The 25,201-nt window shown below is 64.1% G+C and carries 13 protein-coding genes; 11 read left to right on the top strand and 2 right to left on the bottom strand.

Annotation, left to right across the window (positions count from 1 at the left end; all coding sequences use genetic code 11):
* The first annotated feature begins 353 nt into the window (after positions 1-353).
* The 7 genes from H0X90_RS29355 (at position 354) to H0X90_RS29325 (ending at position 15,388) form a co-directional block, all read left to right on the top strand.
* Positions 354-1,169, top strand: coding sequence for an ABC transporter substrate-binding protein (locus tag H0X90_RS29355; protein ID WP_006499101.1), 816 nt, complete (start codon positions 354-356; stop codon positions 1,167-1,169).
* Between the two features lie 94 nt (positions 1,170-1,263).
* Positions 1,264-1,986 carry an amino acid ABC transporter permease gene (locus tag H0X90_RS29350; RefSeq protein WP_006483961.1) on the top strand — a complete coding sequence of 241 codons (723 nt, stop codon included), beginning with the start codon at positions 1,264-1,266 and terminating at the stop codon, positions 1,984-1,986.
* A gap of 2 nt (positions 1,987-1,988) precedes the next feature.
* Entirely contained in the window at positions 1,989-2,714 is a 726-nt protein-coding gene (locus H0X90_RS29345; protein WP_077190460.1) for an amino acid ABC transporter permease, read from the top strand.
* 349 nt (positions 2,715-3,063) lie between these two features.
* Entirely contained in the window at positions 3,064-12,564 is a 9,501-nt protein-coding gene (bcpA, locus tag H0X90_RS29340; protein WP_102898804.1) for a contact-dependent inhibition toxin BcpA, read from the top strand.
* Positions 12,561-13,373: a contact-dependent inhibition immunity protein BcpI gene (bcpI, locus tag H0X90_RS29335; protein ID WP_125346173.1), complete on the top strand. Its 813-nt coding sequence runs from the start codon at positions 12,561-12,563 to the stop codon at positions 13,371-13,373. The genes bcpA and bcpI overlap by 4 nt, the downstream gene beginning before the upstream one ends.
* A gap of 101 nt (positions 13,374-13,474) precedes the next feature.
* Positions 13,475-13,627: a CDI system lipoprotein BcpO gene (bcpO, locus tag H0X90_RS29330; RefSeq protein ID WP_227739773.1), complete on the top strand. Its 153-nt coding sequence runs from the start codon at positions 13,475-13,477 to the stop codon at positions 13,625-13,627.
* 24 nt (positions 13,628-13,651) lie between these two features.
* Complete coding sequence (locus H0X90_RS29325) at positions 13,652-15,388, top strand: ShlB/FhaC/HecB family hemolysin secretion/activation protein (RefSeq protein WP_077190468.1); 1,737 nt, start codon at positions 13,652-13,654, stop codon at positions 15,386-15,388.
* A 142-nt stretch (positions 15,389-15,530) separates the two neighbouring features.
* Here the strand turns inward: H0X90_RS29325 and H0X90_RS29320 are convergent, their stop codons facing one another.
* Together H0X90_RS29320 and H0X90_RS29315 are read right to left on the bottom strand one after the other, a co-directional pair.
* Positions 15,531-16,802, bottom strand: a complete 1,272-nt coding sequence (locus H0X90_RS29320; RefSeq protein ID WP_077190470.1) for a M23 family metallopeptidase — start codon at positions 16,800-16,802, stop codon at positions 15,531-15,533.
* A gap of 338 nt (positions 16,803-17,140) precedes the next feature.
* A complete protein-coding gene (locus H0X90_RS29315; RefSeq protein WP_006499094.1) occupies positions 17,141-17,788 on the bottom strand; it encodes a TetR family transcriptional regulator in 648 nt (215 codons plus the stop codon).
* A 151-nt stretch (positions 17,789-17,939) separates the two neighbouring features.
* Between H0X90_RS29315 and H0X90_RS29310 the strand changes: the two genes are divergently transcribed.
* From H0X90_RS29310 to H0X90_RS29295, 4 genes are all read left to right on the top strand, one after another.
* Positions 17,940-19,142, top strand: coding sequence for a MexX/AxyX family multidrug efflux RND transporter periplasmic adaptor subunit (locus H0X90_RS29310; RefSeq protein ID WP_077190852.1), 1,203 nt, complete (start codon positions 17,940-17,942; stop codon positions 19,140-19,142).
* Between the two features lie 15 nt (positions 19,143-19,157).
* On the top strand, positions 19,158-22,298 hold the full coding sequence (locus tag H0X90_RS29305) for a multidrug efflux RND transporter permease subunit (RefSeq protein WP_006499092.1): 3,141 nt from the start codon (positions 19,158-19,160) through the stop codon (positions 22,296-22,298).
* The gene (locus tag H0X90_RS29300) at positions 22,298-23,758 is read left to right on the top strand and encodes an efflux transporter outer membrane subunit (protein WP_077190870.1); all 1,461 of its coding nucleotides are present in this window, start codon (positions 22,298-22,300) and stop codon (positions 23,756-23,758) included. The genes H0X90_RS29305 and H0X90_RS29300 overlap by 1 nt, the downstream gene beginning before the upstream one ends.
* 861 nt (positions 23,759-24,619) lie before the next feature.
* Positions 24,620-25,132, top strand: coding sequence for a fimbrial protein (locus tag H0X90_RS29295; protein WP_006499089.1), 513 nt, complete (start codon positions 24,620-24,622; stop codon positions 25,130-25,132).
* Positions 25,133-25,201: the final 69 nt, after the last annotated feature.

The following is a 25,201-nucleotide window of genomic DNA, read 5'->3' as shown; positions in this document are numbered from 1 at the left end:
GACAGGCCAGGTGCCGGCATGAACGCGCCGCGTCATATCGATATGGAAATCGATTCGTTGTCCGTGGCGGCCGATTTCCTTAATCTGACTGCGTAGTTCGTGTGACACCTCCTTGACTGGGATTCGCGCCCGCTGCGTGCAGCGGGCGTCTTTTTTTGCGCGGCGGCAATGCGTGCCCGCAGCCCGTCTGCTTCATCACGAAACCCGCAGAGCAAAGCACCATTTGTTGGTTCGGATTCACTGCACGCGCTGATACGTTAGCGGCTTCGCGACGACACACTCCGTCGCGATGTTCTTCGAACCGTGCCGCCGCGCGATCCGCGGCGGCCTCCATAACAAATCAGGTCGTGCTCATGAAAATCAACACGCTCGCTACGTGGCTCATCGGAGTCGCGCTCGTTACCGCAGGCACCGTCGCCCATGCAGACCGTCTCGACGACATCAAGAAGGCCGGGGTGCTGCGCGTCGCGACGTTCGACAGCAATCCGCCGTTCGGCTATGTCGACGCGAAAAGCAATCACATCGTCGGTCTCGACGTCGATTACGCGAAGGCGCTCGCCGACAAGCTCGGCGTGAAGCTGCAGCTGCAACCGACCAACCCCGCGAACCGCATCCCGTTCCTGACGTCCGGCAAGGTCGACCTCGTGCTCGCGAACTTCACGATCACCGACGAGCGTGCGAAGCAGGTCGACTTCAGCATCCCGTATTTCTCGTCGGGCCAGCAATTTCTCGCGAAGAAGGGCGTGCTGAAATCGGCCGACCAATTGAACGGCCTGCGCGTCGGCGCCGACAAGGGCACGACCAACGAAATCACGCTGCGCGAGAAATTCCCGAAGGCGACGATCGTCGCGTACGACGACACGCCGTTCGCGTTCGCCGCGTTGCGCGCCGGCAACGTGCAGGCCATCACGCAGGACGGCCCGAAGCTGATCGGCCTGCTCGCGAACGTGCCCGACAAGCAGAACTACGAGATCCCGGCGTTCACGATCTCGAACGACTACATGGGCGTCGGCGTGCCGAAGGGCGAGACGCGCCTGCTCGGCTTCGTCAACGACACGCTGAAGGGGCTCGAGGCGAACGGCCGCGCGACGCAGATCTACGACGCATGGTTCGGGCCGACGACGAAAACGCCGCTCACGCGCATTTTCCGGATCGGCGACAAGACCTGACCGCTGCCGCACGCGCGCCGCGTTTGGCCGGAACCTCGGCCGCGCGGCGCTTTTCGTTTTCATCCGACCGCGCGCGTCGTGCGCGCTCCCCAGCATGCTCGGGTTGGCTCCCAAATATCTGTCCTGGCTCTGGCAGGGTTTCCTGCTGACACTCGGCCTCGCGGCCGCGTCGGCCGTCGCCGCGACCGTCGGCGGGTTGCTGCTCGCCGTGATGCGGCATGCGCGCGGCAGGGCGCCGCGCACGGTCGCTGCCGCGTACGTCGTCGCGTTCCGCAACACGCCGCTGCTCGTGCAGTTGCTGTTCTGGTATTTCGGCGTCGCGTCGTTGCTGCCCGATACGTGGATCGCGTGGCTCAATGCGCGCCATGCGGTGAGCGTGGGCCCGGTCACGCTCGCGTGGCCGTCGTTCGAATTCGTGGCGGGCTGGGTCGGGTTGAGCGCCTATACGGCTGCCTTCGTCGCCGAGGAATGCGAAGCCGGTTTGCGCGGCGTGCGGCGCGCGCAACACGACGCGGCGGCCGCGCTCGGCCTCACGCCGATGCAGTCGCTGCGCTACGTGGTGCTGCCGCAGGCCGTGCGCATCGCGCTGCCGCCGCTGTTCGGCCAATACATGAATCTCGTGAAGAACTCGTCGCTCGCGATGGCGATCGGCGTGGCCGAGCTGTCGTATGCGTCGCGGCAGGTCGAGACGGAGACGTTCCAGACCTTCGCCGCGTTCGGTGTCGCGACCGTGCTGTACGTCGCGGCGGTGGCCGCGATCGAGGCCGGCGCGTATGCGGCCACGCAATGGCGCGACCGGCTCGGAGCGGGACGCTGACGATGGATCTTTCGCTGTTGCTCTCGAATCTGCCGTACCTGTTGGTCGGCGCGTTTCCGGACGGCCCGCTCGGCGGCGCCGCGCTTTCCCTGGTGCTGGCGCTCGCGTCCGCGGTCGCGTCGGCCGTGCTCGGCGTGGCGCTCGGTGTCGCGATGGCGCTCGCGCGCGGCCCGGCGCGCATGCTGCTGCTCGCGGTCATCGGCTTCTTCCGCGCGATTCCGGTGCTGATGCTGATCTTCTGGACGTATTTCTTGATGCCCGTGCTGCTGCACATGGACGTGCCGGGGCTCGCGACGGTCGTGTGCGCGCTGGCGCTGATCGGTGGCGCGTATCTCGCGCATGCGGTGCATGCGGGGATCGTCGCGGCGGGCGACGGGCAATGGCAGGCCGGGCTGTCGCTCGGGCTCACGCGCTGGCAGACGGTGCGCTACGTGCTGCTGCCGCAGGCGATCCGGATCATGACGCCGTCGTTCGTCAACCAGTGGGTCGCGCTCGTGAAGGACACGTCGCTCGCGTATATCGTTGGCGTGCCGGAACTGTCGTTCGTCGCGACGCAGGTGAACAACCGGCTGATGGTGTATCCGGCGCCGATCTTCCTGTTCGTCGCGCTGATCTATCTGGTGCTGTGCACGTCGCTCGATGGCGCGGCGCGCTGGCTGCTGTCGCGCCGCCCGAGGGCGCGGAGCGTCGACGATACGGCGGTCGAACAGGTCAAATCCCTGCGATAACATAACCCCTATAAGTAGTTGAAAGAGATTTGATTACGGGGCGCGTGCCGATTCAACCTGGCAATTCTGTCAGGGATTTTTTTGAGATGATGCGTGAGATAAGATTCGCGCAGATTGCGATTAACAATACCGTCGATATTTGCAGTCGGCGGAGTATGTCGTTATCCAAAATATCAAGATAGTCGGATTGGCGTGGCAATCGTTGAGCGACGTATCGAGGTGTTTCGTCCGTCGCATCTCGGCAACGATTGACACTCTTTGACGCTGCCTTTTCACGGTTTCAATTAGATTGCTGCGATGTTCGAGGCCGTGAGGGCGGATCGAACGAAAATCGCGAGTAGACCAAGGTATGAATAAAAACCATTATCGGCTGGTGTTCAGCCGCGTGCACGGTATGTTGGTCGCAGCGGAAGAAACGGCCAGCTCGGCGGGGAAAGCAAGCGCAGGCGAAACGCGGCGTACCCTCAATCGCAGCGGTGTGCAGGTAGTGACGCAATTCACGTTGCGTCTTGCCGCATTCGGCGCGCTGATTGCCGCAGGCGCGATACCGATGTGGGCGCACGCACAAATCGTCGGTGCGGGGCCGAATGCACCATCGGTAATCCAGACGCCCAACGGCCTGCCGCAAGTGAATATCAACAAGCCGGGCGGCGCTGGCGTTTCGCTGAACACCTACAACCAGTTTGACGTGTCGCATGCTGGCGCGATCCTGAACAACTCGCCGACGATCGTCAACACGCAGCAAGCGGGCTATATCAACGGAAACCCAAACCTGGGTGCGGGGCAGGCGGCGCGCATCATCGTCAACCAGGTCAACAGCACGGCGGCCAGTCAGATCAAGGGGTATGTGGAGATCGCGGGCAGCCGCGCGGAGATCGTGCTGGCCAACCCCGCCGGTATCGTCGTGGACGGTGGCGGGTTCATCAATACCTCGCGGGCGGTCCTGACAACGGGCGTGCCGCAGTTTGGCGCGGACGGATCGCTGACGGGCTTCAATGTCAATCGTGGCCTCGTAACCGTGCAAGGTGCGGGCCTCGATACTTCGAGTGTCGATCAGACTGACATCATCGCCCGTGCTGTACAGGCTAATGCCGCGATCTATGCGAAGAATCTTAATGTAATCGCCGGTACGAACCAGGTTAATCACGACACGCTTGTCGCGACGCAGATCGCCGGTGACGGTCCTGCGCCCGCTGTCGCGATTGACGTAGCTCAGTTAGGTGGCATGTATGCCAACAGGGTGTTTTTGGTTGGCAACTCCGCAGGCGTGGGTGTCGCGAACGCCGGGACGATCGCCGCGCAGGCAGGCGATTTGACGTTGCAGTCGGACGGCCGGCTCGTGCTTACCGGCAAGACCACGGCAAGCGGCGATATGGCGCTGTCGGCCGCGGGCGGCATCCAGAATACCGGCACCACGTATGCCCAGCAGTCGTTGTCGGCCAGCACAAGTGCCGATCTCACGAATAGCGGCACGCTCGCGGCGCAGCAAAATACGACGGTGAACGCCGGGAGCATCAATTCGACCGGCACGCTCGGCGCGGGCGTGAACAGCGACGGTTCCGTCGCGCACAGTGGCGACCTGAACCTGGCGGCGTCGGGTCAGCTGACCGCGACCGGCCAGAATGTGGCGGGCGGCAATGCATCGCTGACGGGCGGCAGCATGAATCTCGCCGGCAGCCAGACGGCAGCGAACGGTAATCTGTCGCTGAGCGCGACGGCCGGCGACGTGAACCTGTCGAATGCGACGACGAGCGCGCAAGGCGCCATTCAGGCGAACGCATCGGGCACCGTGATCAGCGATCACGGCAGCCTGTCGAGCGGCGGCGGCACGACGCTGACCGGTGGCAATCTGTCGAACCAGAGTGGCAAGGTCTCGTCGCAGGGGCCGCTGTCGGTCAACGTGGCTGGCCAGATCGCCAACCAGTCCGGCGAACTGGTATCCGAAAGCACGGCGGACGTGCGGGGCGGCGCCATCGCGAACAACCAGGGCACCCTTCAAAGTACGGCTGGCATGACGGTGGCCGGCACGTCGCTGGACAACACGGCGGGTCGGATCACGTCGCTCAACGGCGATGGTCTGTCGGTGACGACGAGCGGTCAATTGACCAATGCGGCGGGTACTACCGCGAACGGTGCACAAGGCGGCGTAATCGGCGGCAACGGCGATGTGTCGGTCCAAGGCGCAAACGTTGTCAATCGCGGCGCGATCACGTCCAACACGAATCTGCGGGTATCGGGACAGTCGATCGACAACGGTGGCGGCTCGCTGCAGGCTGCGCAAAAGGTGGCTGTCGATGCGGGCGCGCGCCTGATCAACAACGGCGGCTCGATCGTCGGCCAGACAGCCGCGCTGACTGGCACGACCCTCGATAATAGCGCGGGTGCCGTGCAGGCCAACCAGGTGTCGTTGAACGCGACCGACCTCGTGAATCACGGCGGCACGATCACGCAGACCGGCGCGGGCGCGATGAGCGTGAACGTGTCGGGCACGCTCGACAACTCGAATGGCGGCACGCTGCAAACCAATAGTACTGACCTGACGCTTGCGCTTGCCGTGCTCGTCAACGATGGCGGGACGATCACGCATGCGGGCAACGGCACGCTGACGCTTGGCGGCGGTACGGGTTCGGTGTCGAACGTCGGTGGCGCGATCGCGAGCAACGGGCGCGTCGTCGCGCAAACCGGCACGCTGAACAACACATCGGGCTCGATCAACGCGCAGAACGGACTGACGGCAGCCGTCGGCGGCACGCTGAACAACGCGAGCGGCAAGCTGTTGTCGAACACGGATCTGAGCGTCGCGAGCGGTACGCTGGCGAACGACGGCGGCCAGATCGGCGCGAGCACGAACGCGACGATCCACACGGGCTCGATGACGAACCAGGGCGGTTCGATCGTCGGGCCGAACCTGTCGGTTACCGCCAATTCGACGCTGGACAACAGCGGCGGCAAGCTCGAGGCCAATCAGCTTGCGCTGGCGGCCGCGAACCTCGTGAACCACGGCGGTACGATCACGCAGTACGGATCGCCGGCGATGGGGATGAACGTCAGCGGCACGCTCGACAACTCGGCGGCTGGCGTGATCCAGACCAATGCCACGGACCTGACGCTCACGCCGGCCGAGCTGAACAACGCAGGCGGCACGATTACGCATGCCGGCACCGGCACGCTGACGATTGCGCCGGGCAATGGAGTCAGCGCGCTGAACAACGCGTCGGGCACCCTCGTGACGAAGGGGCAAGCGATCGTCAACGCGGCCGCCTGGAACAACGCAAGCGGTATTCTTGCCGCGCAGCGCGGCATCAACGCCACGATTGCGGGTGACGTGAACAACACACAGGGTCTGCTGCGATCTGACGCATCGCTGTCGTTGAAGAACGGCGGTGCGCTGTCGAACCGAGGCGGCCACATCCAGGCCGGGCAATCGGTTGCGGGCGACACCAGCACGCTCGCCATTGAATCGGCCTCGATCGACAACGCGGACGGCGCGATTGTCGACCTCGGTGCCGGCAAGATGACGGTGCAAGGCGGCAGCCAGATCGCCAACAGCCACGCCGGCGGCGTAGCGGGCATGGGCGCGATTACCGGCAACGGCGATGTGACGGTCAGCGCAGCGTCGATCAGCAACACGCAGGGCGGTCAGCTCAGCGGCGCATCGCTTCATGTTCAAGGCAGCGCCTTGGACAACAGCGGCGGCACGATCGGCAACGTCACGAATTCGAACGGCGACGTGGACGTCACGACGATCGGCGCGATCACCAATACGAACGGCCAGATCAGCTCGACGCACGACCTGTCGGTCGCGGCGGCCACGCTGCGGGGCGGCGGCACCTACAGCGCAACGCACGATGCCAACGTGAGCCTGCAGGGCGATTACACGGCGGCATCCGATACGCAGTTCAACGTCGGTCACGATCTCGCCTTCACGTTGCCCGGCACCTTCACGAACAACGCGAACCTGCAGTCGGTCAACAACCTGAGCGTGCACGCAGGCAACATCATCAACGTGGGCGCCTTGACTGCCGGCGGCCTGCTGCACACGCAATCGATCAATCTGACGAATACGGGTGCGCTCGTGGGCGCCAGTGCCTCGCTCAACGCGACAAATACGATCTCGAACCTCGGGCCGACCGCGCTGATCGGTGCATCGGACAACAACGGCACGCTCGAAATCCTCGCGCGCGACATCGAAAACCGCGACGACGCGACTGCGACCGATTCGATGGTGACGACCGCCATCTTCGGCATGGGCAAGGTCGTGCTGGCAGGCGGCAAGGACGCGAGCGGCAACTACACGAACGCGGGACTCGTCAACAACGTATCGGCGTTGATCCAGTCCGGCAGCGACATGAAGCTGCATGCGGACAAGGTGACGAGCACGCGCCGCGTGATGAAGACGTCCACCAGTCAGATCGATCCGGCATTGCTCGCGCAGTTCGGCATCAGCATGTCCGGATGCGTGGCGGTCCACATGGAAGCCTGCGCGGGTCGGGACGTGGGTGGGGTCGACCTTCGCGACCCCGCAGTGCGTGAACTTTTTCTGGATTTCGTGGGCGGGGTGCCGACCGATCCGCCGCATGGCGGGCAGTGGAACAGCAACTACCAGAAGACGACCTACTACGCGGACAGCGCGACGGCAACGACGGTAACGGACATCAGCCCGGCCGCGCAGATCGTGTCGGGCGGCAGGATCGATGCGTCGTCGGTCGGCACGCTGCAAAACTACTGGAGCAACATCGCGGCGGTCGGCGACATCGACATGCCGGCCCACTACGACGCCGATGGCTGGGCGGCATCCGGCCAGAAACTGCCGGGCGTGACGGTCTCGTACTCGGGGCAATATCACTACAACAACTACGACAACACCGAACACGACTGGCAACTGCCGTTCGGCAATGCGCCATTCGTGACCGGGCATCCGGGTGGCTACACGCAGGCGGCACCCGCGTCGATCAAGGATTACACGCTGCCGGGCTATTTTTCGACGATGAGTTCGAACGGCACGATTTCCGGCACGGGCGTCAGCGTCAGCAACACGGCGGCCAACGCATCGATTCCGTCGCTCGGCTTGTTGCCGGGGCAGTCGGTGCCAGGCCTCACGCCAACCAACCTGAGCGGTAACGCAAGCGGTGCGAAGTCGGGCGCGTCGTCGGTGCACGGCGGTCCGCCGGCGCCGGTCGATCCGATCATCGCCAGCGCGACGGCGCTGAACGTGCTGAACAACCTCACGATTCCGCAGGGCGGGCTGTACCGGCCGACTACCGCGCCGAATGCGAACTACGTGATCGAGACGAACCCGGCGTTCACGAACCAGAAGAACTTCATTTCGAGCGATTACTTCTTCGGCCAGCTCGGCGTCGACCTCACGCATATTCCGAAGCGTCTTGGCGACGGCTTCTATGAACAGCAGTTGGTGCGCAATCAGGTGACGGCGCTCACCGGCAAGGCGGTGCTGGGACCGTACGCGGATCTGCAGACGATGTACCAGTCGTTGATGACGGCGGGTGCGGATTTGTCGAAGTCGCTTGATCTGCCGATGGGCGCGAGCCTGTCGGCGGAGCAGGTGTCGAAGCTGACCAGCAATGTGATCATGATGGAAACGCGCGTGATCGACGGTCAGTCGGTGCTCGTGCCGGTCGTGTATCTCGCGCAGGCGAACCAGCAGAATGTCAACGGCCCGTTCATCAGCGCGACGAACATCGATTTCCAGAACGCGCAGTCGTTCACGAACAGCGGCACGATCAAGGCGGACAACACGCTGGCGATTCAGGGCAAGCAGATCGACAACGCGTTCGGCGCGCTGCAAAGCGGTGGGCTGATGTCGCTGAAGACCGAGAACAACATCGACCTGACGTCGGCGAGCGTCAAGGCGGGCAGTCTGCAGCTGGACGCCGGGAAAGACCTGATTCTCGATACGGCGACGAAGACGAACACGCGCGTGAGCCGGGACGGTGCGACAAGCGTGGTCACCACGCTCGGGCCGACCGCGAAGCTGGATGTCGCGGGCAATGCGTCGATCGTCACCGGCGGTAACTTCCAGCAGAACGCGGGCAATCTGTCGGTTGGTGGCAATCTCGGGATGAACGTCGGCGGGAACTGGGATCTCGGTGCGGTGCAGACGGGCGAGCACAAGATCGTGCAGCGGGCGAACGGCGTGTCGAATACCGACATCAACAAGGTCACCGGTAGCTCGGTGACGGTCGGGGGGCAGTCGAGCATCGGCGTCGGCGGAGACCTGACGGCCAAGGGCGCGCAGATCGACCTCGGCCAGGGCGGGACGATCGCGGCCAAGGGCAACGTGACGCTCGGCGCGGCGAGCACGACATCGACGGTGAACAGCAACAGTTCGGGCAGCGATAGTCACGGCAGCTACGCGGATAGGCTGCACACGTCCGATCAGGCGCTCACAGGCACGACGCTCAAGGGTGGTGATACCGTTACATTGGCGTCGGGCAAGGATCTCACGATCAGCGGCAGCACGGTCAGCCTGGATAAAGGCAATGCGAACCTGATGGCGAGCGGCGATGTGAATATCGGCGCAGCAACCGAAACGCACGTGCTGAACTCGCACGAAACGCACAGCCACAGCAATGTCGTGAGCGGCGTGCAGGTTGCAAGCGGCATCGACCAGACGGCGACATATAGCCAGGGCAGTACGGTGTCGGCCGACGGCGTCAACATCGTCAGTAACCGCGACATCAACGTAACGGGCAGCAACGTCGTTGGCACGAACGACGTGACGTTGCAGGCGACGCGCAACGTCAACATCACGACCTCGCAAGACACGACTCAATCGTCCAGCTATTTCGACAAGAAGGAATCGGGTCTGCTGACGAATGGTGGTTTGTCGGTGACGGTAGGTTCGCGCTCGGCCGCGCAACAAGATCAAAGCAGCTCGGTGACGAATCAGGGGAGTGTGATCGGGTCATCGCAGGGCAATGTCACGATCCAGGCCGGAAAGGATGCCACGATTACCGGTAGCACGATTGTGGGAGGCCGGGATGTCGGAATCGCCGCTCAAAACGTGACGGTAAATGCCGCGTACGACACCTACAAGGACGCGCAGTCGCAGCAGTTCAGCCAGTCGGGTTTGAGTGTCGGATTGGGCGGCGGGCTGGTCGGACTCGGTCAGTCGATGGCAGGCGCCGTCCGCCAAGGCCAGCAGTCGGGCGATTCGCGCCTCGCCGCAGTACAGGCCGTGGCGGCTGCCGAACAGGCTTACCAGAACCGCGGCGGGATCAAGGACGCGGCCAATGCCCTGTCGAACGGGAGCGTGAGCGAAGCCGCCAAGGGCGTTCAGGTACAGCTCAGCATCGGGTCGAGCCATAGCAGCAGCAATGCGACGACATCGATCTCGAGCGCGAAAGGTTCGTCGATCATCGGCAACGGCAACGTCTCCATCACCGCGACGGGCACACCGGACGCACACGGAAACGCTCAGGCGGGCACCGGAAACATTGCGATGACCGGAGCGTCAGTGCTCGGCAAGAACGTCGCGCTCGACGCCAACAACGCGATCACGCTGCAAAGCGCGCAGAGCACCGAGCAGAGTACGAGCTCGAACAGTTCGACCGGCTGGAATGCAGGCGTGGCGATCGGCGTGGGCAAGAATACCGGGATCAGCGTCTTCGCGAATGGCTCGAACTCGCACGGCCAAGGCAACGGCGACAGCGTCACGCAAACCAACACGACGGTGGCGGCAGGCAATTCGCTAACGATGAAGTCGGGCGGTGACACGACGCTGGCGGGCGCCAAGGTGTCAGGCGACAAGGTCAAGGTTGATGTCGGCGGCGACCTGACGATGACAAGCCTTCAGGATACGTCGAACTACAGCAGCAACCAGCACAACACGGGCGTCAGTGGCAGCTTTACGTTCGGCTATGGTGGCGGCGTCGACGCGTCGATCGGCCATACCAGCATCGACGCGAACTATGCGTCGGCGAACCAGCAAACCGGCATCGTGGCAGGTAAGGAGGGGTTTGACGTCAATGTTGCAGGCCACACGCAGCTCAACGGCGCGCAGATCGCGAGCGCGGCGCCGGCTGACAGTAATACGCTGACAACCGGCAGCCTCGGATTTACCGACATCCACAACAAGATGTCTTATTCGGGCTCGTCGGAAGGTTTTTCGACGTCGGGTGGGCCGAGTTTCGCGCAGACGGGTGATAGCGCGAGCGGTGTCACGCATGCCGCGGTGAGCCCGGCGAAGATCGTCGTGAAGTCGGATGAACAGAACGGCACGGACAGCACGGCCGGGTTGTCGCGCGACACCGCGAACGCGAACCAGACAGTGGAGAACACATTCAACCTGCAGAAGGTCCAGAACGATATGGCCTTTGCGCAGGCGTTCGGCAAGGTCGCGACGTTCGCGGTGGCGGAAGCGGCGACTCAGCTGGAAAACAGCAGCCCGCAGATGAAGGCATTGTTCGGCGAAGGCGGTGCGGGTCGCGACGCGCTGCACGCCGCAGTGGCGGCGATCGGGGCAGCGCTGTCGGGTGGCAACATCGGCGGAGCGGTCGCAGGTTCACTGGCCGGTGATGTGCTGCAGTCCCTGGCGCAGCCGATCATCGATCAGACTGTGAGCCAGTTGCCGCTGAGCGCGCAAGCCGCCGCGCGGAATGCGTTGAACGAGATCGTGGCGACGGCGGGCGGTGCGGCGGCTGGCGCTGTCGCAGGTGGCGGATCATCCGGTGCGCTGGCCGGTGCAGGGTCGGCCGTCAACAACGAGCTTTACAATCGGCAGCTTCACGTAGAAGAGGTGAAGGTGGTCGAGCAGCTCGCGAAGGAAAAGGCGCAGGCGGTATGCCGTGGCGATTCGAGTTGCGTGGCGAAGGCAACGACCTACTGGACCGACATGCTCGAGCGCGCGGCAAAGGGGATGGTCGACGACACCGCCAACAAGGAAAACATGGCGTATCTCCAGACGTTGATCCAGACGGCGAACAATCCGACCAGCGAAGGCGCAATGGGAGGCCTCAGCGCCTACCTGACGAACCTTCAGACGGCGCAAGACATGTTGTCGCAGTATATGGGCAAGCCGATTCTGGTACGCGGTTCGCCTATCATCTCCGACGGTTCGGCGCAGACGTATTTCAGTGCGACACCCGAGCAACGTTCCAATCAAAGCCTGAATGCCATATTGGGCTCGCTGCCTGGCTCGATCGTGCCGGGTGCAAGCCAGCGCGATCAGAGTCGAGTAGATTCCTTCGCCACGCAAAACGGCTCCGTGAAACCCGATTACACAATCGAGGAAACGGTCATCGGCGGTATCCTTACCAACAAGATCGCGTCGACGGCTGCACGCGTGGGCGAGTCGATTGATGTTTGGTTAGCGGGACCGGTGAATCCGACAGGTAAAGGGTTCATCAGTACCGGCAAGGTGACGATGGAGAGCATGCCGGTGAAATTGAATACTGCGGAACAAGGCGTGCTGTCACAACTCGACCAGCTTCCGTCGAGGGATTTGCAGGGGAAGGCACGTGAATATGTGGCGAACAACTACTTTGTGCGGAATGGTTATACCCCGCTTGACGGGAAGTGCGGCGCCAACTGCTTTGACGGAGTCTACGTTAAAGGAAATACTGTCTACGTTAATGAAGTAAAACCCCTTAATGAATCTGGATCGATCAGCTTGAATCCGGCAAATGGTACGACTAAGCTTCCAGCTCAACAGACAGACGACTGGATCGCCTCCTCCGTTAAGCGTTTGAAAGACAGCGAAAATCCGCAGTTGATCGAGACGGCGAACGTTGTAGAGCGGGCCTTGAAGAGTGGAAACCTCGTGAAGCTGGTTTCCGGCGTTGACTCGAATGGAATGGTGATTGTGAAAATCCCAAGGAATACACCGTGAACATGCAAGAATCAATGAGGAAGTTGACGAATCTCGTTCAGGCTGACAAGGGCTTGATTCCTGAGCTTGTTCACGATGCGATGTATCGTCGAACCAAGGTTCGCCTTGGTATTGTTTACGACGGTTTGGCAGGCCGCGCAAGAACCCAGGCGATTTTCGATTACTTTGTTCAGCATGATATTGCGCAATGTAAGCAAAATTTCCATTTGGCATCGAAATTGTATTTCGCGGCTCAAGGGCTGGATGGTTGGTCCGGTTTTTCGTTGGGGATGTATATCCTATGCGCCCTTTTGTCTGATGATGAAGATGTAATCAATGATTTGGCTGGAATTGAGAATTCCAAACTGTCGAGTGAACGGCGCAATCTAAAATCGCCTGAGGCCCTCGACCATAAATTCCAACTCGCGATTTTGGGAAAGGATCAGGAGTTGGAGGGGCTGATTGAGGAAACTGCAAGGAAGGGATCAAAGGCTGATCGACAGGCAATCTCGAGCGGAGAATATTTCTTTTCGTTGTTGCTTTCACGTGACAGCGGGAAGTTAAAAGACTTGATAGAGAGGAGGCATGCAAATATCAGATGCGCATGGCCGGAATTTGAGAACTTCATCTCATACCTTGGGGCGCTTGAGACAAAAATTTGCTGGCGTCGTGGCATCCCAATTGAAATCGACCATCCGCTAGTGCCAATGGAGCTAATGCCGGTCAAGCCTCTCGATCACTACGATGACGTCTACGACTTTCTGAAGCCTGGTTGGGTGCCCCCTCCGCAGGGGCTGATCGGCCGCGTTTCGCGGTGGTTTAAGACGTGATCGGCTGACGTCGCACTTACGGTGAGGCAGCGATGAAGAAAATCAAATGGTCGGCGGCTCTGGCGTTTGCCATGTCAGCGCTTCTCGCTGCATGCGAGACCGTGCCACCCGATGCACCTCCGCGTCCTCCGCCGAAACAGGAAATGGAGCCCGTGTTGCCATCGTGGTCGAGCACGATCTGGGTCATGGGCTTTTGGAAATGGAGCGGTACCGAATGGGTTTGGATTCCGGGGCATTTAGCACCCAAGCCATAAAATCGAACGAACAAGACCACATTTATGACAATCCGTACCCCGGTCGTGCTGCTGTCGGCCGCATGGCTGATTCCAATGGCCGTGTCGGCGCAAGAAGTTCCTCGCCCGATCATTTCGGGCAACGACCAGCAAATCCGACAGCAGGAAGAAGCGCGTGAGCGCGAACGGACCGTCACAGCGCCCGGGGTGCGTTCGAGCGTAACGGCGAGCGCAGGGTATCCAGCGCTGCTATCCGAAACGCCGTGCTTTCGCATTGACCGTTTTGCGCTCGACGTACCCGATGCGCTGCCTGTCTCGCTGAAGTCACAAGGCGCGTCGGCGTTGCCCATGGATCGCTTCGCGTTCGCGCGTGAATGGCTTGAGCACTACGCCGGCCAGTGCATCGGAAAACAGGGCCTCGACATCCTCGTCAAGGGTCTGTCGCAAGCGATCCTCGCGCGCGGGTACGTTACTACGCGTGTACTACTTCCTGAACAGGATCTGTCGACCGGTATCCTGAAGTTCTCATTGATCCCGGGTGTGATCCGCCACGTGCGCTTCGCCGACGAGCAACTGCGCGGCACGTGGAAGACCGCATTTCCAACGGGCGACGGCGAACTGCTGAATCTGCGCGATCTGGAACAGGGCCTCGAGCAAATGAAACGCGTGTCGAGCCAGGACGTTTCGATGCAAATCGTTCCGGGCGAGCTGCCAGGCGAAAGCGATGTCGTACTCGACGTGAAGCGAGGCAAACCGTGGACCGTCGTCGCGTCCGTCGACAACTCCGGCACGCGTGCGACTGGCAAGCTGCAAGGCAATCTGTCGCTCGGCATCGACAATCCGCTCGGCCTGAACGACATTTTCAACGTTGGCGTGAGCCAGGATCTGGAATTTGGTGACAAGCGCCTCGGCTCGCACGGCTGGAACGGCTTCTATTCGATCCCGTGGGGCTACTGGACGGCCACGCTGTCCGCTTACACGAACACGTACTACCAGCAGATTGCGGGCGTGAATCAGACATTCGTCGCGAGCGGCAATTCGAAGACGGTCGATTTCAAGCTGGCCCGCGTGCTGTCGCGTAGTCAGAACGATGTATTCGGCGCGTACGTTCGCCTGTCGCGCCGGTTTGGACAAAGCTTTATCGAAGACACCGAGATCTCGCAGCAGCGCCGCAACAACACGATGATCGAACTCGGCCTGACCGATCGTCACTACTTCGGCGGCGCGCAGTTCGACGGCTCACTTGCATATCGTCAAGGTGTCGGTGGGTTGGGCGCGCAGGATGATGTGTTAGCGGCGGGTGGCGGGCCGACCTATCGCTTCAAGATGGCGGTGCTCGACGCGAACCTGTCGGTGCCGTTCGCGATCGGCAAGCAGCCATTCCGCTATGTCGGCACATTCCACGGCCAGTACACTGGTAACACGCTTTACTACATCGACGACTTGACGATTGGCAGTCGCTATACAGTGCGCGGTTTCGATGGCGAGACGATGCTCGCCGCAGCACGCGGCTTCTACTGGCGCAACGAATTGCAGGCGCCGATCGGGCAGACGGGGCAGGCAGTGTATGCGGGACTCGACTATGGTCGCGTATGGGGGCCGCAGCCTGTCGTCCTTGTCGGGACGCAGTTGGCTGGCGCAGTGATCGGCATAAAGGGCAGCGTGGGTACGCGATTCGGAGCCTTTGCGTACGATCTCTTCGCGGGTACGCCTGTCTACAAGCCGTCGGGTTTTCCGACTGCGCGAGTGACGCTCGGTTTTCAGGTGACTGCTCAGTTCTGAAGACAATGAGACAAGGTACTTCTCCGACACGTACACGTCGCAAGCCATTGGTTCAAGCCCACGACCAACTGACGGTGTAGAGAAGAGCGCCGGCGCATTTTGACCGTCCGCTCTTCTGCAATCAGGATCTCGTGTCCCGGAATCAGCCTCGTTCCGCCGAGTAGTGCGTATCGAAAACCGCGCGCAGCGTCGACGGGCCGGTCGCGAAATCGCCCCACAGCGGCCCGTCGTTCTGCGTGAACGCGAACGGCGTCGTATTGATCGACGCGAGACGCAAGCGCCATTGCGCGGCTTCCTGGCGGAACGCGGTGAGTTGCATGTCCGACAGCGCCGTCTGCGCGCTGGCCAGCGTGACGAGCGGATCGACCGGATCGTTCGCGACCCGCACCTCGAAATGCAGGTGCGGGCCCGTCGCCGCGCCCGTCATCCCGACCGAACCGATACGTTGCCCCTGCTTCACCGTTTCGCCGGTCTTGAGCCCGCGAGCGAACGCGGACAGGTGCGCGTAGTAGGTCGAATAGCCGTCCGCATGATCGACGATCACATAGCGGCCATAGCCGCCCGGATCGGTGCCGACGAACGACACGACGCCGTCGGCCGCCGCATCGACCGGCGTGCCGCTCGGCGCGGCGAGATCGACGCCCGTATGGAACGCCATCGCCTGCGACAGCGGATGGATGCGCTCGCCGAAGAACGAGCTGATGCGCGTCCACTTGACCGGCATCGTGAACGCGGCGGCTTCGAGCGGCGAGCCGTCGAGCGTGTAGTACGCGCCGTGCTCGGCGCCCGGCGCGCGGAACCAGATCGCGCCGAACGTGCGGCCGGCGACGCGCAGCTCGAGCGCGGTGAGGCGCGGCGTGCCGTCGTGCGTGTCGAACGCGACGCGGTAATAGTCGCCGCGCTGCGCACTCGCGCGCATCGCGACCTTGCCGGTGACGAGATCGCCGAGCTGGATGCGCACCTCGGGCGGCACGTCGAGACGGTTCAGCGTATCGGACAGCGTGAGTTCGATGTCGCCGGCGCGCATGCCTTGCTGGTGGTCGGGCGCCGCGAACTGGAACAGGCTCGCATAGCCGAGCATGTCGTTGCGATGCGCGCTGAGCGGCGCGAACAGGCCCGGCTGCAGGCTGCGATCGTTGTGATCGAGGTGTTCGTTGCGCTCGCCGATCGTACGGGCGAGCTCGCTCGTCACGAAATGCTGCGCGGTGGGAAACGGCGTATCGGACAGCACGCGCTGCGGCAGCGCGGCCGTGCCCGAGTCGACGGCGCCCGGCAGTTGCGACACGGCCGGCAGCGCGGCGGCGAGGCCGAATGCGGCGAGGGCGCCGAGCACGGCGGCCGGCACGAGCGCGCGCACGGCGCGCTGCGCGCGACCGGGCGCGACGGCATCAGGGGTTGCGACAGACTTGACCAAGGTGTCCACATCCAGGAAAGCGGTTCAAAGGGGTGTGGGCGGGGGCCGCCGGCGGCACACCGTCGAACGGCGACGGGGCGGGCGGCGGGCGTGCAACAAAACAGGCCCCGCCAGGGGCCTGTGTCGTTTCCGTTCGACCCAACCTGCGGGGCAGTGCCCGCTTCGAACGGCGGCGTGCCTACCGGGTCGAACCCGGTTATCACGAAGACGCTAAAGAAAGATGACAGCGTCAGTCTACCGATGTTCCGCAAAACGTTAAAAATTTTAAAGGGGGTCAGCTCATTCGTTTCGCAGTGCGGTAAATCGGGTTAAATCAGCATTTGTTACGACGATTTTCGTCAGTCCGGCAATTTTTGCGCGCGCCCACGCAGCGCGGCGGAGGTCCGGACGGCGTCGAAGCCGGCGTCGAGCATCGCCTCGGCGTCGTTCCACAGGTTGCCGCGCAGCCGGTTGGTCCAGATCATCGACGCGAACACGCCTTCGAGCAGCGACACCAGATAAACGGCGGCCAGATGCACGTCGAGATCGGCGGCGAGCTCGCCGGCGGCGATCGCGCGACGCAGCAGCGCCTTCGTGATCCGCAGCATCTGCAGCTCGAGCAGCATGCGGCGCCGCTGCAGCGCGCCGTTCTCCTCGCTTTGCTCGCACTTCGTATAGAGAATCACGAGTACGCGCTGCATCGGCCCCGGCTCGCCGCATTCCTGCAGGTAGTGCGACGCGGCGCGGCGCAGCGTCGCGAACGGCGGCAGGCCGTCGCCCGCGTCGAAGCCTTCCGACGTGCGCGCGAACGCGCGGTCGCACATCGCCAGACACACTTCCATCTTGTTGCGGTAGTGGCCGTAGACGGCGCCCCGCGACATCCCGGCGGCCTCGGCGAGGTCCGCCATCGCGGTCTGCGCGACGCCTCTTTCGAGCAGCACGAGCTCGGCGGCGTCGAGGATCCGGTGCTTGATGGCGAGCGATTCTTCCCGGGTCTTGCGGGCCATGTCGTGAAATTCCTTACAGTTCGCTGTCGTTTTATTGAGACAGTGTGTCGGTCAGATTGAAACAGCATGTATTTAATCAGTCGTGACTGATTATAATCGGCCACCCTGAGCCGCCGCATTGTATCGGCGGCGAATGATCCGAGGTCAGAACATGAATAACAAACGCACCCTGTGGCGCCGCATGCGGCTGGCGCCGTTCGCGCTCGCGGCCCTGCTGGCCGTGGCCGGATGCGGAAAGGGCGACAAGGACGCCGCGCCGGAGACCGCGAAGCAGGCCACCGTCGTGACGGTGCGCCCGACGGCCGTGCCGATGACCGTCGAACTGCCGGGCCGGCTCGACGCCTACCGGCAGGCGGAAGTCCGCGCGCGGGTCGCGGGCATCGTCACCGCCCGTACCTACGAGGAAGGCCAGGAAGTGAAGCAGGGCGCGGTGCTGTTCCGCATCGATCCCGCGCCGCTGAAGGCCGCACGCGACGCCGCGCAGGGCGCGCTCGCGAAGGCGCAGGCCGCCGCGCTCGCCGCGACCGACAAGCGCCGCCGTTACGACGATCTCGTGCGCGATCGCGCGGTGAGCGAGCGCGACCACACCGAGGCCGTCGCGGCCGATACGCAGGCGAAGGCCGAGGTCGCATCGGCAAAAGCCGAACTCGCGCGCGCGCAGCTGCAGCTCGACTACGCGACCGTCACCGCGCCGATCGCGGGCCGCGCACGGCGCGCGCTCGTGACCGAGGGCGCGCTCGTCGGGCAGGACCAGGCGACCCCGCTCACGACCGTCGAGCAGCTCGATCCGATCTACGTGAACTTCTCGCAGCCGGCCGCCGACGTCGACGCATTGCGTCGCGCCGTGAAGAGCGGGCGCGCGACGGGCATCGCGCAGCACGACATCGCGGTGACGCTGCTGCGCGCCGACGGCACCGCGTATCCGCTGAAGGGCAAGCTGCTGTTCAGCGATCTCGCGGTCGATCCGACGACGGACACCGTCGCGATGCGCGCGCTGTTCCCGAATCCGGAGCGTGAGTTGCTGCCGGGTGCGTATGTGCGGATCGCGCTCGACACGGCGGTCGACCGGCGGGCGATCCTCGTGCCGCGCGACGCGCTGCTGCGCACGGCCGACCGTACGTCGGTGCGGGTCGTCGGCGCGAACGGCAAGGTCAAGGACGTCGAGGTCACGGCCGACCAGATGAGCGGCCATGACTGGCGCATCACGCGCGGCCTCGCGGGCGGCGAGCGCGTGATCGTCGACGACGCCGCGCAGTTCGCGCCCGATACGGCCGTCAAGCCCGTCGAGAAAGTGCCGCCGTCGAAGGCGGCGCCGCCCGGGGCCGCTTCGCAGGCGGCCGCCCGTCAAACCTGACCGGTTCAAACCAACATGGCACGTTTCTTCATCGATCGCCCCGTCTTCGCGTGGGTGATCGCCATCTTCATCATGCTGGGCGGCCTGTTCGCGATTCGCGCGCTGCCCGTCGCGCAGTACCCGGACATCGCGCCGCCCGTCGTCAGCATCTATGCGACGTACCCGGGCGCGTCCGCGCAGGTCGTCGAGGAATCGGTGACTGCGCTGATCGAGCGCGAGATGAACGGCGCGCCGGGGCTGCTGTATACGTCCGCGACGAGCAGCGCCGGCGCGGCGTCGCTGTACCTGACGTTCAAGCAGGGCGTGAACGCCGATCTCGCGGCTGTCGAAGTGCAGAACCGGCTGAAGACCGTCGATGCGCGCCTGCCCGAGCCCGTGCGCCGCGACGGCATCCAGGTCGAGAAGGCCGCCGACAACATCCAGCTCGTCGTGTCGCTGACGTCCGACGATGGCCGGATGACCGACGTGCAGCTCGGCGAATACGCGTCGGCGAACGTCGTGCAGGCGCTGCGCCGCGTCGAGGGCGTCGGCAAGGTGCAGTTCTGGGGCGCCGAATATGCGATGCGGATCTGGCCCGACCCGGTGAAGATGGCCGGGCACGGCCTCACCGCGTCGGACATCGCGTCGGCCGTGCGCGCGCACAACGCGCGCGTGACGATCGGCGATATCGGCCGCAGCGCGGTGCCGGCCAGCGCGCCGATCGCGGCGACCGTGTTCGCGGACGCACCGCTGAAGACGCCGGCCGATTTCGGCGCGATCGCGCTGCGCGCGCGGCCCGACGGCTCGGCGCTGTTCCTGCGCGACGTCGCGCGCGTCGAATTCGGCGGCAACGACTACAACTATCCGTCGTACGTGAACGGCAAGGTCGCGACCGGAATGGGCATCAAGCTCGCGCCGGGCTCGAACGCGGTGTCCACCGAGAAGCGCGTGCGCGCGACGATGGACGAGCTGTCCGCGTACTTCCCGCCGGGCGTGAAATACCAGATCCCGTACGAGACGTCGTCGTTCGTGCGCGTATCGATGAACAAGGTCGTCACGACGCTGATCGAGGCCGGCGTGCTGGTGTTCCTCGTGATGTTCCTGTTCATGCAGAACCTGCGCGCGACGCTGATTCCGACGCTGGTCGTGCCGGTCGCGCTCGCGGGCACGTTCGGCGTGATGTATGCGGCCGGCTTCTCGATCAACGTGCTGACGATGTTCGGCATGGTGCTCGCGATCGGCATCCTCGTCGACGACGCGATCGTCGTCGTCGAGAACGTCGAGCGACTGATGGTCGAGGAAGGGCTCGGGCCGTACGACGCGACCGTCAAGGCGATGCGACAGATCAGCGGCGCGATCGTCGGGATCACCGTGGTGCTGACGTCGGTGTTCGTGCCGATGGCGTTCTTCGGCGGCGCGGTGGGCAACATCTACCGGCAGTTCGCGCTGTCGCTCGCGGTGTCGATCGGCTTCTCGGCCTTCCTCGCGCTGTCGCTGACACCCGCGCTGTGCGCGACGCTGCTCAAGCCGGTGTCCGGCGACCATCACGAGAAGGGCGGCTTCTTCGGCTGGTTCAACCGTTTCGTCGCGCGGGCGACGCAGCGCTATGCGACGCGGGTCGGCACGATGCTGAAGAAGCCGGTGCGCTGGCTCGTCGTGTACGGTGCGCTGACCGCGGCCGCCGCGCTGATGCTCACGCAACTGCCGACCGCGTTCCTGCCGGACGAGGACCAGGGCAACTTCATGGTGATGGTGATTCGCCCGCAAGGCACGCCGCTCGCGGAAACGATGCAGAGCGTGCGTGAAGTCGAGTCGGCCATCCGCCGCGACGAGCCGACCGCCTACACGTATGCGCTCGGCGGTTTCAACCTGTACGGCGAAGGGCCGAACGGCGGGATGATCTTCGTCACGCTGAAGAACTGGAAGGAGCGCAAGGCCGAGCGCGATCACGTGCAGTCGATCGTGGCGCGCATCAACGAGCGTTTCGCGGGCACGCCGAACACGACCGTGTTCGCGATGAACTCGCCGGCGCTGCCCGATCTCGGTTCGTCGAGCGGTTTCGACTTCCGGCTGCAGAACCGCGGCGGGCTCGACTACGCGACGTTCAGCGCCGCGCGCGAGCAACTGCTCGCGGCGGGCGGCAAGGATCGCGCGCTCACCGACCTGATGTTCGCGGGCACGCAGGACGCGCCGCAACTGAAGCTCGACATCGATCGCGCGAAGGCGTCCGCGCTCGGCGTGTCGATGGACGAGATCAACACGACGCTCGCGGTGATGTTCGGCTCCGACTATATCGGCGACTTCATGCACGGCACGCAGGTGCGGCGCGTGATGGTGCAGGCCGACGGGCTGCACCGGCTCGATCCGGACGACGTGAAGAAGCTGCGCGTACGCAACGCGCGCGGCGAGATGGTGCCGCTCGCGGCGTTCACGACGCTGCACTGGACGCTCGGGCCGCCGCAACTCACGCGCTACAACGGTTATCCGTCGTTCACGATCAACGGCTCGGCCGCGGCCGGCCACAGCAGCGGCGAGGCGATGAGCGCGATCGAACGGATCGCCGCGAAGCTGCCGGCCGGCATCGGCTATGCGTGGTCGGGGCAGTCGTTCGAGGAGCGGCTGTCGGGTGCGCAGGCGCCGATGCTGTTCGCGCTGTCGGTGCTCGTCGTGTTCCTCGCGCTCGCGGCGCTCTACGAGAGCTGGTCGATTCCGTTCGCGGTGATGCTGGTCGTCCCGCTCGGCGTGATCGGCGCGGTGCTCGGCGTCACGCTGCGGATGATGCCGAACGACATCTATTTCAAGGTGGGGCTGATCGCGACGATCGGGCTGTCCGCGAAGAACGCGATCCTGATCGTCGAAGTCGCGAAGGATCTGGTCGCGCAGCGCATGTCGCTCGTCGACGCCGCGCTCGAGGCCGCGCGCCTGCGGCTGCGGCCGATCGTGATGACGTCGCTCGCGTTCGGCGTCGGCGTGCTGCCGCTCGCGTTCGCGTCGGGCGCCGCGTCCGGCGCGCAGATGGCGATCGGCACCGGCGTGCTCGGCGGCGTGATCACGGCGACCGTGCTCGCGGTGTTCCTCGTCCCGCTGTTTTTCGTGATCGTCGGCCGCCTGTTCGACGTCGGCCCGCGCCGACGCGGCGGCGCGCAGCCGACGACGATGGAGGGTTCGCAACCATGATGTTTGCGCTGAATGCACGCGGCGCGCTGCGGGTTCAGGTCGCGCTGGCCGCCGCGCTGGCGCTTGCCGGCTGTTCGCTCGCGCCGCGTTACGAGCGTCCGGCCGCGCCGGTGCCGGCGACCTATGCGCCGGTCGACGCCGGCACGGCGTCGGCGGCCGAACCGGCCGCGGCGCAGGATGCCGCGTTGCTCGACGACTGGCATGCGTATTTCACCGGTCCGGCGCTGCAGGCGTGGATCGACGCGGCGCTCGCGAACAACCGCGACCTGCGGATCGCGGCCGGCCGGCTCGACGAAGCGCGCGCGCTGTATGGCGTGCAGCGCGCGGACCGGATGCCGTCGGTCGATGCGAATCTCGGCTATGAACGCGCGCGCCAGTACGAGCCGGTCGTGCGCGAAAGCGCGATCAGCGGGCTGTATCGCGCGGGCGTCGGCATCAGCGCGTACGAGCTCGACCTGTTCGGCCGCGTGCGCAACCTGTCCGACGCGGCGCTCGCCGAATACTTCGCGACGGCCGACGCGCAGCGCACGGTCCGCATCGGCGTGATCGCCGAAGTGGCGGGCGCGTATGTTTCCGAGCGATCGTTGCACGAGCAACTGGCGCTCGCTCAGCGTACGCTCGAAGCCCGCGAGCGGATGGCCGCGCTCACGCAACGCCGCTATGCCGCGGGCACGAGCGACGCGATCGAGCTGCGCTCGGCCGAGATGCTGGTGGCGTCCGCGCGCGCGTCGCAGGCCGCGCTGCAGCGCGAGCATGCGCAGGCCGTACGGGCGCTGCAATTGCTGGCGGGCGATTTCGCGCGCAACGTGCCCGACGACGCGACCGCGCTCGACACGCTGTCGATCGCGCCCGTGGCGCCGGGCGCACCGAGCCAATTGCTCGAACGACGGCCGGACATCCGGCAGGCCGAGGCACGGCTGAAGGCCGCGAACGCGAACATCGGCGCGGCGCGTGCGGCGTTCTTCCCGCGCATCGCGCTGACGACCGACTACGGCTCGGTGAGCGACGCGTTCTCGAACCTGTTCGCGGCCGGCACGAGCGTGTGGACGTTCGCGCCGCGCATCACGCTGCCGATCTTCGCGGGCGGACGCAATCGCGCGAACCTCGACGTCGCGCACGCGCGCAAGGACATCGCGGTCGCCGAATACGAGAAGGCCGTGCAGACCGCGTTTCGCGAAGTGGCCGATGCGTTCGCCGCGCGCGACTGGATCGACCGGCAGCTTGCCGCGCAGCAGGACGTGTATGCGGCGGACGGCGCGCGGCTGAAGCTCGCGGAGCGTCGCTATGCGGGCGGCGTCGCGACGTATCTCGAACTGCTCGACGCGCAGCGCAGCACGTACGAGTCGGGGCAGGAGCTGATCCGGCTCAGGCAGCTCAGGCTCGCGAACGCGATCGCGCTGTACCGTGCGCTCGGCGGCGGCTGGGCGCCGGCAACGGCGGAGGCCGCGGCTTCCGTGTAATCGGCGATGTGTTGCGTGGCACGGCAGCGTGCCAGGCAACACGACGGCGGCCGCGCGATTCGACGTGCGGCCGCCATTTCAACAGCGCGTACCGTGCCCGCCATGCCGCCGATCATCGTCGGCATTTCCTTTCGCTGTTCAGCGCACCGCTCTCCGCTCTTTCATCGCTCGGCGGGGCGGCGGCGCTGCTTTCGCGGCGTCCCGCATCCGTGGGTCGATCGTGTCACCTGCCGGCGCAAACGTATGCGCGGCGCTTCGTCGTTTTCATCCCGTCCAATTCGGCACGCCAGCCGCGTTCCGGCGACCGCGCATGCATGCGATTCAAGATCGGCAATTGACGAAAGAATTAATCAATGTATTGGAATTAATGGTGGCGGCAAAATGTCGCGGTAAAACGTTTGTATGCTTTTCGCAATCGTTTGCGCGATAAATCCGTATTGATGAAATGCCGTCTTTAATTTCCTGTCAGTTGAAAATGGGTCGATATTGGCGTTGCAATCGGGCAACGATGGCGGCGTAGGACAATGTTTTGTCTTTTGAGTGGCGGCTCCGCATGAGCTAATGCCGGCAAGGGAGAGCGGAGGTGGCGACGATTATCGGCAAGAAATTCCCTTAATCTTCAATCGGTTCCAGAAAATAAAAAAGGACTGCGGATAAAAATTTTTGGATTGTAAATTCAAAAGAAAGAGTGCCGTTTTAGAGTGCGGAATCGAACATTGTCAGAATCATTTGACAATGATTTACAGAAATCTTTCATGGTTATCTCGATAATGCCGCCTCGTGTCGGACGGGAGCCACCATGCGCTGCCGTTTGTGTCCGCCACGTCGTCCATTCCATTTGCACTCCTTACGGGAAACGTCATGAAAAAAACCATCCTGACCGCTGTCGCACTCGCGGCCCTGTCCACCTCGGCCTTCGCAGCGGGCACCGGCACGATCAACTTCACGGGCGAGATCGTCGCGGGCGCATGCGGCATCGATTCGAACTCGGTCAACCAGACCGTGCAGCTCGGCAAGGTGCCGACCAACAAGTTCAAGCAGGCCGGCGACAAGTCGGACCCGGTGTCGTTCGACATCAAGCTGACCGACTGCGACACCAGCATCGCGCAGAACGCGTACTTCACGTTCACGGGCACGTCGAGCGCCGGCCAGCCGAAGCTGCTCGCCACGATCGGTTCGGCCACCAACGTCGGCATCCGCCTGCAAGCCGCGTCGGGCGAATACCTCGACAACGGCGCCGAGCAGAAGGCGCCGACGCTGCTGCAGAACGGCACGAACACCGCACGCTTCGCGGCGATGTACGAAGCGACGGCAGCCGGCGTGACGCCGGGTACCGCCGACGGCGTCGCGAACTTCACGGTCCGCTACCAGTAAGCGTCCGTACCGGAGGAGGGGTGCATGCATCCCTTCCTCCTGCCTCTTTCCTCCCGTTTTCCTTCTCCC

This window comes from Burkholderia sp. 9775_39 (genome assembly GCF_015712225.1).
In the GTDB taxonomy this organism is placed as follows: domain Bacteria; phylum Pseudomonadota; class Gammaproteobacteria; order Burkholderiales; family Burkholderiaceae; genus Burkholderia; species Burkholderia cenocepacia.
The sequence above is the reverse complement of the archived record's forward strand: the minus strand, read 5'-3'. Positions and strand labels throughout refer to the sequence as shown.